Raw genomic sequence first — 15,405 nt, forward strand, 5'->3', positions numbered from 1 at the left:
AATGAATCTTGGTTCACTGGTGTCAGAAACGCGTAATCCGGAGACTTTCGACCTCGATAATTTGTCGACGCTTGCGATGGTTACCAAATTTAACCAGCAGGATGCCACCGTTGCTGCGGCGGTAAGTTTGACACTGCCGCAGGTTGCGCAGGCGGTGGATGCCGCAGCTGAGGCCCTCTCAGCGGGTGGGCGGATGATCTATATGGGCGCAGGCACCAGTGGCCGTCTCGGTGTGCTGGATGCCTCGGAATGTCCGCCAACCTTCGGTGTACCGCATGGTGTTATTGTCGGATTGATAGCTGGCGGGCCTGGCGCTTTACTCAAGGCGGTGGAAGGGGCTGAAGATAACGAACAGCTGGGTATCAGCGATTTGCAGGGACTGAATCTGACAGCGAACGATATGGTGGTGGGCATTGCTGCTTCAGGCCGTACACCTTACGTTATTGGTGCACTACGCTATGCCCGCCAGCAGGGATGTCGCACCGTTGCCATCTCTTGCAATCCCGACTCGCCCATTGCCCGGGAAGCAGAGATTGCTATCTCGCCGGTGGTCGGGCCGGAAGCACTGACCGGATCGACCCGTCTTAAATCCGGCACCGCACAGAAACTGGTGCTGAATATGCTCTCCACCGGCGCGATGGTGAAAATTGGTAAGGTGTATCAGAACCTGATGGTTGATATGCAGGCAACCAATATCAAACTGGTCGACCGTGCGCGTCGTATGGTATGTGAAGCCACAGGTTGTGATGCCCATCAGGCCGAAAGCGCACTGCAACAGGTGCACTATGAGGTCAAGACGGCGATTTTGATGATTCTGGGTGATCTCCCCGCAGAGCAGGCAAAACAGCGGCTGGCGGCTCACAAGGGCTTTTTACGCGCGGCACTCTCAGGGGGCTGACGGTAAAAAGATATCCTGTGGAAAAACTCAGGCTGCGACTGACTACACTTATGACTGCGATACCGTGCACCGTGCTGTGACAGCTACCGGATGGTATGCTTTCTTATGCGATCGATAGATTTTAGTTTTATAGGATCTCATGATCCTGAGGAGTCAGGTTTGACAACCAGTCGGGAACGACGCGTGGTATTTTTTGATCTTGATGGCACCCTGCATCAACAGGATATGTTTGGCACTTTTATGCGCTGGCTGCTCTGGCGTCAGCCACTCAATCTGCTGCTGGTGGTGCCGCTATTACCGGTGGCCGGCCTCGGACTGCTGGTAAAAGGCAGGGCAGCGCGCTGGCCAATGAGCCTGCTGCTGTGGTCAATTACTTTTGGTCGCAGTGAAGCGTATCTGGTGCGGCGTGAGCAGCAGTTTGCCCAGTGGTTCCGCCAGCGTGTTACCGCCTTTCCGGTCGTGGTGCAGCGGCTGACCGATTATCTTAGCAGCGAAGATGCCGATGTCTGGCTCATCACCGGCTCGCCGCAGCCGCTGGTGGAGCAGGTCTATTTTGATTCGGCATTTTTGCCAAGGGTGAAACTGATCGCCAGCCAGATGTCACGCGCTTATGGTGGCAGGGTGCTGGCAATGCGCTGCCTGGGCCATGAAAAGGTGGCGCAACTGGAAGAGCAAATCGGCACGCCGTTACAGCTTTACAGCGGCTACAGCGACAGCAAGCAGGACAATCCTTTACTGTTCTTCTGCCAGCACCGTTTCCGGGTCACGCCTGGCGGTGAATTGCAGCAGCTGGAATAAGCGCGCGATGGGATAGTCTCTCAGCGGCAACTAACGATATAATGCCGCGCTTTTTTTTGCTGGAGACTCAGGTGACCGATAATAACGATGAATTCTGGATGCGCCATGCGCTTCAACTGGCGCAACGGGCCTGGGAGGAGGGCGAGGTGCCCGTGGGGGCCGTACTGGTGCATCAGGGACGGGTCATTGGCGAAGGTTGGAACCGTCCCATAGGCCATCATGATCCCACTGCTCATGCTGAGATGATGGCCATTCGTCAGGGCGGGAAAGTCATTGAAAACTACCGGCTGCTGGATACCACGCTTTACGTCACGCTGGAACCCTGTGTTATGTGTGCCGGTGCGATGGTGCATAGCCGTATTGGGCGGCTGGTGTTTGGCGCGCGCGATGCAAAAACAGGCGCGGCAGGCTCCCTGCTGGATGTGCTGGGCCATCCCGGAATGAATCACCAGGTTAAGTTTGAGCATGGGATTCTGGCTGAGGAGTGTGCTGCGCTGCTGAGTGATTTTTTCCGCCAGCGCCGCGCTGAGAAAAAAGCGCAGCGCCAGAAAAATTCAGGTTTAGTTTAACGCGATTTTCGCGGCCACCGTGGGGTAGCCGCTGCCCAGTTCGGCTTCTGTTGCCGCCTGCTGCGCCAGCTTTCTCTCCTGATCCTGTAGGTAACCCACCAGACTGATTTGATATTTGCGGATATTTTCCACATAGGCATAGGCCTCATGGCCGCGTGCATAACCGTAGCTGGTCTGGCTGTAATAGCGCTTCTGGCTTAACATGGGCAGACGAATCTTCACATCGGCCCAGCTATCCGGGTTACCTTTCTGTTTATCCGTCAGCTTACGTGCGTCGAGCATATGGGCATAGCCCATATTATAAGCCGCCAGTGCAAACCAGATGCGCTCATCTTCAGGAATGGTAGACGGCACCTTTTCCATCATTCGCACCAGATACTCACTGCCACCACGAATGCTCTGCTCGGGATCCGTTCTGTCGCTGACATTCAGGCTATCGGCAGTATTGCGCGTCAGCATCATCAGGCCGCGTACACCCGTCGGAGAAGTGGCCTGCGGGTTCCAGTGAGACTCCTGATAAGAGATAGCGGCCAGTAAACGCCAGTCAATAGTCTGGGCGTACTTCTCAAACAGCGGCTTGATATCCGGTAGCGTTCCATCAATTGCTCGCAGGAAGGTACGGGTATCAACATAGTCGAATGTACCAACGTGACCGAGGTATTTCTCATCCAGCCGCGCCATTGCGCCTTCTTCACCCATCTGGTTGAAGAAATCCAGCAGCGCTGCGTTCATACTATCGTCCTGCTCACGCTGCACATACCAGGTGACCGGCTCTTCATCGGTGATATCAAAAGCCACCGCCAGCTGAGGATGGATCCTCTGCATCAGTGCGATGGTAACTGAATCTCCCACCGTATAGTCGAGCTTGCCATCAGCAACCGCCTCCAGCAGGCCCTGAGGGGTCTGATCGGTCGAAATTGCCCAGTCCAGATCAGGATACTGATGAGCTTTTACATCGCGCAGGGTCGACAAATAAGCGGAGCCTGATGCCGCCGTCAGACGACCTTTAAGATCGCCCAGATTCTTTGGCCGTGGCGTACCGATGCGGTAGACCAGCTGCTGAGAGACGGAGTAGTAAGACGGGCCAGCGCGAAAACGCGCCAGTCGCTCATTATTGTAAATCAAACCTGCCGCCAGCATGTCAGCTTTATCATCTTCAAGGTCGTCAAACAGGTCGCCAAGATTTGGGCGAACGGTGACTTCTAGCTTAACCCCTAAATAATTGGCGAAGCGCTTTGCCAGCTCGTAGTCCATACCCGCTGGGGATTTGTTGACTGTGTAGTAAGTCAAAGGGGAGTGTATCGTGCTGACACGTAATACTCCCCGCGATTTTATCTGTGCGATACGGTCAGTCGAACCGCCGTACCACGGTATCGAGGGCCACAGTGCAAGCGCAAGAAGCACGGTGATCATTCCGACCAACAGATAATTAAATTTAAGGCGTTTCAAATAGTTATCTCTCGGTGATTCTCAGGTATCTGTCTTTTATGGCAGTATTTGTGGTCTATAATTAGTCCTGAGAGTGGGGCATTCTGCGCAACTCCGCGCAGCTCCGCAACTGAATTCCACCTGTTTTGTGTGTTTTTCAGCCAATTCCTTATAGCGATTAATTCTGCGCAAACGGTTTCGTAACCGGTGCGGATTCACTATAATAGCGCCCGTTTTCCCCTGTTGCGCCCAATGAAGCGTCGCCCGGCGCTTCGAGACGAGAGATCTTTAATGATGGAAATTCTGCGTGGTTCGCCCGCTCTGTCGGCATTTCGTATTAACAAACTGCTGGCCCGCTTTCAGGATGCTCACCTGCCGGTGAGTGACATTTACGCTGAGTATGTCCATTTTGCTGATGTCAGCGCGTCACTGAGCGAGGATGAAAAATCCCGCTTGCAGCGTCTGCTGAAATACGGCCCCTCTCTCGCTGAACATACCCCGGAAGGCCGCCTGCTGCTGGTAACGCCGCGCCCCGGAACTATTTCGCCGTGGTCTTCAAAAGCGACAGATATCGCCCATAATTGTGACCTGCCGCAGGTCGTGCGCCTTGAGCGCGGTATGGCCTTCTATGTACAGGCACCACAGCTTACTGAAGCACAGTGGGGGGAACTGGCTGCACTGCTTCATGATCGCATGATGGAAACCGTTTTTGCAGACCTGAATCAGGCAGAAGCACTGTTTGCTCATCATCAACCTGCTCCACTGCAAAGCGTTGATGTGCTGGGTGAAGGTCGCAACGCACTGGTTCAGGCCAATATCAAACTGGGTCTGGCACTGGCTGACGATGAAATCGACTACCTGCTGGACGCGTTTGAAAAACTCGGACGCAACCCGAACGATATCGAGCTGTATATGTTTGCTCAGGCAAACTCTGAGCACTGCCGCCACAAAATTTTCAACGCTGACTGGGTGATTGACGGTAAACCGCAGCCCAAGTCGCTGTTCAAGATGATCAAAAATACCTTTGAGAAAACCCCGGATCACGTGCTGTCTGCCTATAAAGACAACGCAGCGGTGATGGAAGGTTCTCAGGTAGGGCGCTTCTACGCAGATCCGCAGGGGCACTACGACTTCCATCAGGAAGATGCACATATTCTGATGAAGGTAGAAACTCACAACCACCCAACGGCTATTTCTCCGTGGCCTGGCGCCGCGACGGGATCCGGCGGTGAGATTCGTGATGAAGGCGCAACCGGGCGAGGCGCCAAGCCGAAAGCAGGCCTGGTGGGCTTCTCAGTATCGAACCTGCGTATTCCTGGTTTTGAACAACCATGGGAAGAGGATTTCGGTAAGCCGGATCGCATCGTAACTGCACTGGATATCATGACCGAAGGCCCTCTGGGCGGCGCAGCATTTAATAATGAATTTGGTCGTCCGGCACTGAATGGTTACTTCCGTACCTATGAAGAGCGCGTTAACAGCCACAATGGTGAGGAGCTGCGCGGCTACCACAAGCCGGTAATGCTGGCAGGCGGCATTGGCAACATCCGTGCCGATCACGTGCAGAAGGGCGAAATCACCATCGGTGCCAAACTGATTGTACTGGGCGGCCCGGCAATGAATATCGGCCTTGGCGGCGGCGCGGCTTCGTCAATGGCTTCCGGCCAGTCTGATGCCGACCTCGACTTTGCTTCCGTACAGCGTGATAACCCTGAAATGGAACGCCGTTGTCAGGAAGTTATCGACCGTTGCTGGCAGCTGGGCGAAGAGAACCCGATTCTCTTTATCCATGACGTCGGCGCGGGCGGCCTGTCCAATGCCATGCCTGAGCTGGTGAGTGATGGCGAGCGCGGCGGTCGTTTCAACCTGCGCGACATCCTTAATGATGAGCCAGGCATGAGCCCGCTGGAAGTGTGGTGTAACGAATCGCAGGAGCGTTACGTGCTGGCCGTCTCCCCGGACAGCCTGCCGCTGTTTGATGCACTGTGCAAACGCGAACGCGCGCCTTACGCCGTTATCGGTGAAGCAACCGAAGAGATGCACCTGTCGCTCTCTGACAGCCATTTCGGCAACACGCCTATTGATATGCCGCTGGACGTGCTGCTGGGTAAAACCCCGAAAATGACCCGCGACGTCACCACGCTGAAAGTGAAAGGCGAGGCGCTGGTGCGGGACGGCATCAGCGTGGCTGACGCGGTTAATCGCGTACTGCACCTGCCGACTGTTGCGGAAAAAACCTTCCTGATCACTATTGGCGACCGCTCGGTAACCGGAATGGTTGCCCGTGACCAGATGGTGGGGCCGTGGCAGATCCCGGTGGCGAACTGTGCGGTGACTACCGCCAGCCTCGATAGCTACTACGGTGAGGCGATGGCGCTGGGTGAACGTGCCCCGGTTGCGCTGCTGGACTTTGCTGCTTCCGGCCGTCTGGCCGTGGGTGAGGCGATTACCAACATCGCGGCAACTGAGATTGGCCCGCTGACGCGTATCAAGCTTTCCGCTAACTGGATGGCTGCTGCTGGTCACCCGGGGGAAGATGCCGGCCTGTATGAAGCGGTGAAAGCGGTGGGTGAAGAGCTGTGTCCGGCGCTGGGTATCACTATTCCGGTTGGCAAAGACTCTATGTCGATGAAAACCCGTTGGCAGCAGGGAAGTGAACAGCGTGAGATGACCTCTCCACTGTCGCTGGTGATCACCGCGTTTGCCCGCGTGGAAGACGTGCGTAAAACCGTTACTCCGCAGCTCCAGACGGTGGATAACGCCCTGCTGCTGATTGACCTTGGTAAAGGTGTTAACGCACTTGGTGCCACTGCGCTGTCGCAGGTTTACCGTCAGCTGGGTGATAAGCCTGCCGATGTGCGCGATGTACAGCAGCTGGCTGGCTTCTACAATGCTATTCAGGCGCTGGTGGCTGACAGCAAACTGCTGGCCTATCACGACCGTTCAGACGGCGGCCTGCTGGTTACGCTGGCAGAGATGGCCTTTACCGGCCACTGTGGTGTGGAAGCGGACATTGCAGCGCTGGGCAGCGATAGCCTGGCCGCACTGTTTAACGAAGAGCTGGGCGCGGTTATTCAGGTGGCAGCGGCCGATCTCGCCGCCGTTGAGCAGATCTTTGCTGCGCACGGTCTCGCCGATTGTGTCCACGTACTCGGCAAAGCGGTGTCAGGGGATCGCTTCGTTATTACTTCCGGTGATTCTGCCGTGTACAGCGAAAGTCGTACCACCCTGCGTACCTGGTGGGCAGAAACCACCTGGCAGATGCAGCGCCTGCGTGATAACCCGAATTGCGCCGATCAGGAGCATGAAGCGAAGAAAGACGATCGCGATCCGGGCCTGAATGTCGCGCTGACCTTTAAGCCGCAGGAAGATATCGCCGCGCCATACATTGCCAGCGGTGCCCGCCCGAAAGTGGCGGTGCTGCGTGAGCAGGGCGTTAACTCCCACGTTGAAATGGCAGCCGCCTTCCATCGTGCCGGATTTGATGCAGTAGATGTGCATATGAGTGACCTGCTGGCGGGGCGTCGCGGTCTGGATGACGTGCAGGCGCTGGTTGCCTGTGGTGGCTTCTCTTACGGTGATGTGCTGGGTGCAGGTGAAGGCTGGGCGAAATCAATTCTGTTTAACGCCCGCGTACGCGATGAGTTCGAAACCTTCTTCCACCGTCCACAGACGCTGGCGCTGGGCGTGTGTAACGGCTGCCAGATGATGTCTAACCTGCGTGAGCTGATCCCGGGTAGCGAAGAGTGGCCACGCTTTGTACGTAACCAGTCCGAGCGCTTCGAGGCGCGTTTCAGTCTGGTTGAAGTGGCAGCCAGCCCTTCACTGCTGCTGGATGGCATGGTGGGTTCACGGATGCCTATCGCCGTATCGCATGGGGAAGGTTTTGTGGAAGTTCGTAGCGATGCTCATCTGGCACAGCTGGAAAGCAAAGGTCTGGTAGCGCTGCGCTTCGTGGATAACTTCGGTAAAGTGACTCAGCAGTACCCGGCAAACCCGAACGGCTCCCCGAACGGTATAACCGCTGTTACCAATGAAAGCGGCCGGGTCACCATCATGATGCCGCATCCTGAGCGTGTATACCGCACCGTGAGTAACTCCTGGCACCCGGCAGAGTGGGGCGAGGACAGCCCGTGGATGCGCATCTTCCGCAATGCGCGTAAACAGCTCGGCTAATCCCTTGATAACATTCTCTGAGAAACCGGCCTGTAACAAGGGCCGGTTTTTTTTCACCCCGGATACTGCGAAATTGGGAGTGTAGTCATTTTGCAACAAATGCCGATTTGCTCTGTCGCTAATTGGAGACATATAACCTGTTGATTTTAAAAGGGTGATGAGACTTGATAGCGGAGTGTAGCTATATAGCGACACTTTTTCAGACTCAATGGTCAAAAATCCAGCCAGCAGGAAAGGTTTTTTTATTTAACTTCTTATATTCCAATGGATTATAAAATTAATTTAATTCTGGCATGGAAGTTGCTAAACTAAGTCCAGTGGCTCATTCACCTGGTTATGACAGCCCTGCGCAAGCGGACAAGTGCCCATAACATCCAGAATGACGCACAATACGGTGCCTGTCGTCCACCTCACCGATAATCGTTCACTCTGTGACGTTATCAAACATCGGACGCAACGTTGAGTTAGGCACCACCTATTCAGTTACGCGGGTTCTCCGGCGTAACATAAATGGCCGGTTCATTGAACCGGCCATTTTCATTTTGATTCGTCGCACTTTCTTCTCTGCTCACTCTCAGCTAGCATCGCCCTAACTACTGGAAAGAGAATCTGTGTCGTGAAGAAATGGCGTCTGTTACCGCGATCGCTACGTCAGCTGGTGCTGATGGCGTTTTTACTGGTGTTGTTACCGTTGCTGGTACTGGCATGGCAGGCATGGGAAAGCCTGTCGGCGCTCAGTGACCGCGCGGCAGATACTAACCGCACCACGCTCACCGATGTCCGTCGCAGCGAAGCCATGGCACGTACGGCGCTGGAGCTGGAGCGTAGCTACCGTCAGTACTGTGTGCTGGATGACCCGATGCTGGCGCGCCTTTACCAGACTCAGCGCAGCCGTTACTCACAAATGCTGGATGCTCATGCACCGGTGCTGCCTGATATCCGTACCTGGCAGATCCTGCGTCAGAATCTTACTCAACTCAGCCAGATAAAGTGCCAAAACAGCAGCCCGGTGTCCGCAGCGGCCGATCAGCTGGAGGCATTCTCTGCCGCCAACAGCCAGCTGGTAAAGGCGACGCGTGAAGTGGTGTTCTCTCGCGGGCTGCAATTGCAGCGTGAAATTGCTGAACGCGGTCAGTATTTTGGCTGGCAGGCACTGATCCTCTTTCTGCTCAGTCTCGGGCTGGTAGTGCTGTTTACCCGGATGATTATCGGCCCGGTAAAAGCAGTAGAGCGCATGATCAACCGTCTGGGAGAAGGGCGGCCCCTGGGGAACAGCCTGGCGTTTAAAGGCCCACGTGAGATCCGTTCACTCGGGCAGCGCATTCTCTGGCTCAGTGAGCGCCTGGCCTGGCTGGAGTCGCAACGGCATGAGTTTCTGCGGCATATTTCCCACGAGTTAAAAACACCGCTGGCCAGTATGCGCGAGGGCACCGAACTCCTGGCTGACGAGGTGGTTGGGGCGCTGACGCCTGATCAGAAAGAGGTGGTCAGCATTCTTAACGACAGCAGCCGCCATCTGCAAACGCTGATCGAACAACTGCTGGACTATAATCGCAAGCTGGCCGATGGCCCGGTGGCGCTGGAAGACGTTCAGCTACGGCCCCTTATTGATTCACTGGTTGCCGCACACAGCCTTACCGCACGCGCCAAACAGCTGCATATCAGCATTGATCTTCAGGCAGACAGCTGCCGCGCAGAACCGACTTTGTTGCTGAGGGCAATCGATAATCTTTACTCCAATGCGGTACACTATGGCGCTGAGTCCGGGAATATCTGGATCCGCAGCAGGCAGCAGGGAAACCGCGTGGTGATCGAAGTTGCAAATACCGGAACGCCTGTTCCTGCCGCTGAACGGGCGATGATCTTTGAGCCATTCTTCCAGGGCAACCTGCAACGTAAGGGAGCGGTAAAGGGGAGCGGGCTGGGGCTGAGTATTGCGAAAGACTGCCTGCGCAGGCTACAGGGGGATCTGCAACTGATTGACAGCCCAGATGCTGATGTCTGCTTCCGCATCGAATTAAACACCACCGCCGGGAAGTAATCATAATGCAAACATCACGTTTTTCTGCCGCACTGCCACACGGGCGTTTGGGCAGATTTACCGGCGCCATCATCCTGGCGCTTGGGCTGCTGGGCTGTAGCCAGCAGCCGTCACAGAAAGTGACAAGCCGCACGGATAGTTCGTTAAGTGAACCTGACGTCAAAATCGTCGATTATCAGCTGGTCTCCTGCCAGCATATCTGGGCATTTGACGATGTCGCTGCCACGGGTAACCCACTCTACTGGCTGCGTACTATTGACTGCGGCGTTCGGCTTTCACCGGCGGATGCCCGTGCTGAAGCACGACGCTGGCCGCTGGATGACTGGCAGAGCGCCTTTAAACAGGCAGTATTATTGAATAACGGCAATGTCACTCCGGTGGAGCGCCGTCAATACCTGAGCAGACTGGATGGTTACAGCTATGATTATCCGGCGTCTGTCCGCCCGTTAATGATGCTGTGGCGTGAAGGGCAAGGCTCACTATTACAGCTCTCCGAAGAACGTACGCGCTATGCACATCTCCAGGAGAGCAGCGACGGCCAGCTGGACGCGCTACGCCAGCATCAAATCGTCCTGAAAAACGAGCTGGCGATCACCCGGCGTAAGCTTGATACGCTGACGGATATTGAGCGCAGACTCTCGTCGCGCCGCTCCCCGGATGCCGCCGATACCAGCAGCCACGGCAATGAAAAAAACAGCGCGGCTGATAACTCGTCACAGGATGATGCAAACCCATGATCAAAAAGTCGGCCCGGCTGCTGTTAGTAGATGATGATCCCAGCCTGTTGAAACTGCTGGGGATGCGCCTCACCAGCGAAGGATTCAGTATCACTACGGCAGAAAGCGGCCCGGAAGCGCTTCGGGTGCTGAATCGCGATACCATTGACCTGGTGATTAGCGATCTGCGAATGGATGAGATGGACGGCATGGCGCTGTTTGCTGAGATCCAAAAACTCCAGCCAGGGATGCCGGTAATTATCCTTACGGCCCACGGTTCGATTCCAGATGCAGTTGCAGCGACCCAGCAGGGGGTATTCAGTTTCCTCACTAAACCGGTCGACCGCGATGCCCTCTATAAGGCTATTGATGAGGCTCTGGCCCATCGTGCGCCGACCAGCGATGAAGCCTGGCGCGAAAGCATTGTCACCCGCAGCCCGGTCATGCTGCGCCTGCTCGAACAGGCGCGAATGGTGGCGCAGTCGGATGTCAGCGTGCTGATCAACGGTCAGAGCGGCACCGGCAAAGAGGTGCTGGCACAGGCTATCCATGCGGCCAGCCCGCGAGCAGGAAATGCATTTATCGCCATAAACTGCGGGGCGCTGCCGGAACAGCTGCTGGAGTCAGAACTTTTCGGCCATGCGAAAGGGGCCTTTACCGGTGCTGTCAGCAGCCGTGAAGGGCTGTTCCAGGCCGCTGAGGGGGGCACGCTGTTCCTTGATGAAATAGGCGATATGCCGCAGGCACTGCAAGTCAAGCTGCTGCGGGTGTTGCAGGAACGCAAAGTCCGTCCCCTGGGCAGCAACCGCGACCTTGATATCAACGTGCGCATTATCTCCGCGACTCACCGCGATCTGCCCAAAGCGATGGAGAAGAAAGAGTTTCGCGAAGATCTCTTTTACCGCCTCAACGTGGTTAATTTGAAGATCCCGGCGCTGCATGAGCGTGCAGAGGATATTCCACTGCTGGCTAATCATCTGCTGAAGCAGTCGGCGGAACGGCATAAGCCTTTTGTGCGCAGCTTCTCCATTGATGCGATGCGCCGCCTGATTGCGGCCTCATGGCCGGGTAACGTCCGCCAGCTGGTCAACGTCATCGAACAGTGCGTGGCGCTGACATCGGCTCCGGTGATCGGTGAGGCGCTGGTGGATCAGGCACTGGCAGGAGAAAACACCGCGCTGCCTACTTTTGCAGAAGCGCGTAACCAGTTTGAGCTTAACTATCTGCGCAAACTGTTACAGATGACCAAAGGTAACGTGACCAATGCCGCACGGCTGGCAGGGCGCAACCGTACTGAATTCTATAAGCTGCTGTCACGCCACGAGCTGGATGCTGCCGATTTTAAAGAATAATTTTCACTGCGGTAACTTTGTCTGATTATGGTAGTTTAACTGCCTGAAAAGAGACGGACATCCGGTATACCCGTATTTTCAGTTTGTTGTTGCCAACGGCAGGCAGGCTGACAGTAACGTGGTATACACTTAACTGATTACCCGTCCGGGCACGGAGGGAGAGAAAAGGGTCTGCCATGAAAAAGATTGATGCAATTATCAAACCGTTCAAACTGGATGATGTGCGTGAAGCGCTGGCGGAAGTCGGCATCACCGGGATGACCGTGACTGAAGTGAAAGGCTTTGGTCGTCAGAAAGGCCACACCGAGCTGTATCGTGGCGCAGAGTACATGGTCGATTTTCTGCCAAAAGTGAAAATTGAAATTGTCATCGCGGACGATATCGTTGATACCTGCGTCGACACCATTATGCGTACGGCGCAAACGGGTAAAATTGGCGACGGCAAAATCTTCGTATTCGACGTTGCGCGTGTGGTACGTATCCGTACTGGCGAAGAAGACGAAGAAGCGATCTGATTCTTCGCTTCATTTGCTAAACGAAAACGGGCTGATCGCGTTGTGCGGGCAGCCCGTTTTTATTTACAACGCCTTATGCGGGCCAAACACTTCGTAATGAATGCGTTCTTTCGCCACGCCCAGCTCAATCAGGCGTTTTTCTTCTTCTGCCATAAAGGCCACCGGGCCACAAATATAAAATTGCATGGCCGGATCGCTGACGCGAGACTCCAGCGGCAGTAAGTTCATCAGCCCGCGCTGGTCATATTTCCCTTCATCCTGCGGATGTGGGTGGTTATACCAGACGTGCTGCCAGAAATTCGGCAGCTTCGCGCCAAGTGCGGCGACTTCTGCTGCAAAAGCATGGGTTGCGCCATTTTCAGTGGCATGTAACCACTGCACGACAGCCGGATGCTTATCTTTTGCCAGCTGACCGAGCATCGCCAGCACTGGCGTCAGGCCTACTCCGCCAGAAATCAGCGTTACAGGGGTTTGCGGAGTAACATCCAGGAAGAAATCCCCTGCGGGTGGTGCCAGATGAATATGTTTACCAGCATGCTGCTGGTGCAACCAGCTCGACATCACGCCGCCTTCCTCATGACGCACTGCGATACGGTAATCGCGACCATTTGGCGTGCGCGTCAATGAGTATTGACGAATCTCCTGGTTCTTAAAGCTGGGATCTTTTACCCATATCGCCAGATATTGTCCGGCTTTATAATCCACCACCGGTTTGCCATCGACAGGGGTCAGGATAAAGCTTTTGATGACTGAGCTTTGCGGGACAACTTCGCTGATCACAAACTCACGATTGCCACCGCGCCAGCCGCCGGTTTTTTCTTCCACTTCTTCATAAATCTGCTCTTCGCGCTGAATAAAAATCCCCGCCAGCACGTCGTAAGCCTTACTCCAGGCCTGCATAACTTCTTCGCCCGGTTGCAGCATTTCATCAATACTTGCCAACAGATGCTTACCTACGATTGGATACTGATCGGGGCGAATAGCAAAACTGGTGTGTTTTTGGGCAATTTTCTCTACCGCAGGGCCGAGAGCGGCCAGATTATCGAGGTTGCTGGCATAGGCGCAGACAGCGTTAAACAGCGCTTCCGGCTGGTTACCCGTGCTCTGGTTACTCATATTAAAGATATCTTTCAGCTCGGGATTGTGACTAAACATCCGATGATAAAAATGCGAGGTGAGACGTGGGCCTAATGCCGCAACGGCGGGAATAGTCGACTTAACGGTGGCAATAGTTTTGCTGTCCAGCATAGCGTACTCCTTAACAGGAAATATAAACATGTATTTCAAATGCATCTTATAATGCATCGTAGTGTGCTGTAAATACACCTTTCATGCGGGTGGTTATTTGCCCCTGCGTCAGGTAGGGTCAATATGAAAAAACAGCATCTGGCAGATGAGGATAATTCCGTATCAGGGGCTTGCAATAAACAGGAACTAACCCTAGCGCTAACTGAAGCCAATCGTTTGCGTAAAAAGGCGGTCTTGAAGCTATTCAACAGGTGCGAAAACAGTTTAAACTGTTGCCATCACCCCCGACGGGGGCATTCATTATTGAAAGTCAGTTGAGTCAGGAGATGCAGATGTTAAAGCGTGAAATGAACATTGCCGATTACGACGCCGATTTATGGCAGGCGATGGAGCAGGAGAAAGTGCGTCAGGAAGAGCACATCGAGCTGATTGCTTCAGAGAACTACACCAGCCCACGTGTGATGCAGGCTCAGGGATCACAGCTGACCAACAAGTACGCTGAAGGTTATCCGGGCAAACGCTACTACGGTGGCTGTGAGTATGTGGATATCGTTGAACAGCTGGCTATCGACCGCGCAAAAGCACTGTTCGGTGCTGATTACGCCAACGTTCAGCCGCACTCTGGTTCCCAGGCTAACTTCGCGGTATACACTGCGTTGTTGCAGCCGGGCGATACCATTCTGGGCATGAACCTGGCTCACGGTGGCCACCTGACCCACGGTTCCCCGGTTAACCTTTCCGGTAAACTGTATAACGTCATTCCTTATGGCATCGACGAAACCGGTAAAATTGATTACAACGAGCTGGCCGAACTGGCGAAAAAACATCAGCCAAAAATGATTGTCGGCGGCTTCTCTGCCTACTCCGGCGTGTGCGACTGGGCAAAAATGCGCGAAATCGCGGATACCGTTGGCGCTTACCTGTTCGTGGATATGGCACACGTTGCCGGTCTGATTGCGGCGGATGTTTACCCTAACCCGGTACCGCATGCGCATATTGTGACTTCCACTACGCACAAAACCCTGGCTGGCCCACGCGGCGGTCTGATCCTCGCCCACGGTGGCTCAGAAGAGCTGTACAAGAAGCTGAACTCTGCTGTTTTCCCTGGTGGACAGGGCGGCCCACTGATGCACGTTATCGCGGGTAAAGCTGTTGCGTTCAAAGAAGCGATGGAGCCAGAGTTCAAAACCTACCAGCAGCAGGTAGCTAAGAATGCTAAAGCGATGGTAGAAGTGTTCCTGGAGCGCGGCTACAACGTCGTTTCTGGCGGCACACATAACCACCTGTTCCTGCTGGATCTGGTGGACAAAAATCTGACCGGTAAAGAAGCTGATGCTGCCCTGGGCCGCGCCAACATTACCGTTAACAAAAACAGCGTACCTAACGATCCGAAGAGCCCGTTTGTGACTTCTGGTATCCGCATCGGTTCCCCGGCTGTGACCCGTCGCGGCTTTAAAGAAGCAGAAGTGCGCGAACTGGCAGGCTGGATCAGCGATATTCTCGACAATATCAACGATGAAGGCGTCAGCGAGCGCGTGAAGAAGCAGGTGCTGGATATCTGCGCACGCTTCCCGGTCTACGCATAATATCCCGGTCATACCTCGAGCAGCAGGGCGCATTGCGCTGTTCAAAAAGGCTAAAGCCTTTTAGTCCTGCAGCTTGAA

The 15,405-nt window shown here is 54.8% G+C and carries 11 protein-coding genes; 9 read left to right on the forward strand and 2 right to left on the reverse strand.

Annotated elements, in window-relative coordinates:
- Position 1 precedes the first annotated feature (1 nt).
- From murQ to tadA, 3 genes are all read left to right on the forward strand, one after another.
- On the forward strand, positions 2-898 hold the full coding sequence (gene murQ / locus GN242_RS05095) for an N-acetylmuramic acid 6-phosphate etherase (protein ID WP_154753773.1): 897 nt from the start codon (positions 2-4) through the stop codon (positions 896-898).
- Between the two features lie 159 nt (positions 899-1,057).
- On the forward strand, positions 1,058-1,696 hold the full coding sequence (gene yfhb, locus GN242_RS05100; protein ID WP_154753774.1) for a phosphatidylglycerophosphatase C: 639 nt from the start codon (positions 1,058-1,060) through the stop codon (positions 1,694-1,696).
- 71 nt (positions 1,697-1,767) lie between these two features.
- The gene (gene tadA / locus GN242_RS05105) at positions 1,768-2,265 is read left to right on the forward strand and encodes a tRNA adenosine(34) deaminase TadA (RefSeq protein WP_156286997.1); all 498 of its coding nucleotides are present in this window, start codon (positions 1,768-1,770) and stop codon (positions 2,263-2,265) included.
- Here tadA and mltF read toward each other — a convergent pair.
- Complete coding sequence (gene mltF, locus GN242_RS05110) at positions 2,257-3,714, reverse strand: membrane-bound lytic murein transglycosylase MltF (protein WP_154753776.1); 1,458 nt, start codon at positions 3,712-3,714, stop codon at positions 2,257-2,259. The two genes, tadA and mltF, sit on opposite strands and share 9 nt — an antisense overlap.
- Positions 3,715-3,984: 270 nt before the next feature.
- Here mltF and purL point away from each other — a divergent pair, with 270 nt between their 5' ends.
- From purL to glnB, 5 genes are all read left to right on the forward strand, one after another.
- Entirely contained in the window at positions 3,985-7,869 is a 3,885-nt protein-coding gene (gene purL / locus GN242_RS05115) for a phosphoribosylformylglycinamidine synthase (RefSeq protein ID WP_156286998.1), read from the forward strand.
- A 664-nt stretch (positions 7,870-8,533) separates the two neighbouring features.
- Positions 8,534-9,910, forward strand: coding sequence for a HAMP domain-containing sensor histidine kinase (locus GN242_RS05120; RefSeq protein WP_154753892.1), 1,377 nt, complete (start codon positions 8,534-8,536; stop codon positions 9,908-9,910).
- Positions 9,911-9,915: 5 nt separating this feature from the next.
- Positions 9,916-10,647, forward strand: coding sequence for a two-component system QseEF-associated lipoprotein QseG (qseG, locus tag GN242_RS05125; protein ID WP_154753778.1), 732 nt, complete (start codon positions 9,916-9,918; stop codon positions 10,645-10,647).
- The gene (gene glrR / locus GN242_RS05130) at positions 10,644-11,978 is read left to right on the forward strand and encodes a two-component system response regulator GlrR (protein ID WP_154753779.1); all 1,335 of its coding nucleotides are present in this window, start codon (positions 10,644-10,646) and stop codon (positions 11,976-11,978) included. Before qseG ends, glrR begins: the two co-directional genes overlap by 4 nt.
- Positions 11,979-12,154: 176 nt before the next feature.
- Positions 12,155-12,493 carry a nitrogen regulatory protein P-II gene (gene glnB / locus GN242_RS05135; RefSeq protein ID WP_062744629.1) on the forward strand — a complete coding sequence of 113 codons (339 nt, stop codon included), beginning with the start codon at positions 12,155-12,157 and terminating at the stop codon, positions 12,491-12,493.
- Positions 12,494-12,556: 63 nt separating this feature from the next.
- Here the strand turns inward: glnB and hmpA are convergent, their stop codons facing one another.
- Positions 12,557-13,741 carry an NO-inducible flavohemoprotein gene (gene hmpA / locus GN242_RS05140; protein WP_154753780.1) on the reverse strand — a complete coding sequence of 395 codons (1,185 nt, stop codon included), beginning with the start codon at positions 13,739-13,741 and terminating at the stop codon, positions 12,557-12,559.
- 332 nt (positions 13,742-14,073) lie between these two features.
- Between hmpA and glyA the strand changes: the two genes are divergently transcribed.
- Entirely contained in the window at positions 14,074-15,327 is a 1,254-nt protein-coding gene (glyA, locus tag GN242_RS05145) for a serine hydroxymethyltransferase (RefSeq protein ID WP_154753781.1), read from the forward strand.
- The last annotated feature ends 78 nt before the right edge of the window (positions 15,328-15,405 follow it).

The sequence above is a fragment of the Erwinia sorbitola genome, assembly GCF_009738185.1.
GTDB lineage: Bacteria > Pseudomonadota > Gammaproteobacteria > Enterobacterales > Enterobacteriaceae > Erwinia > Erwinia sorbitola.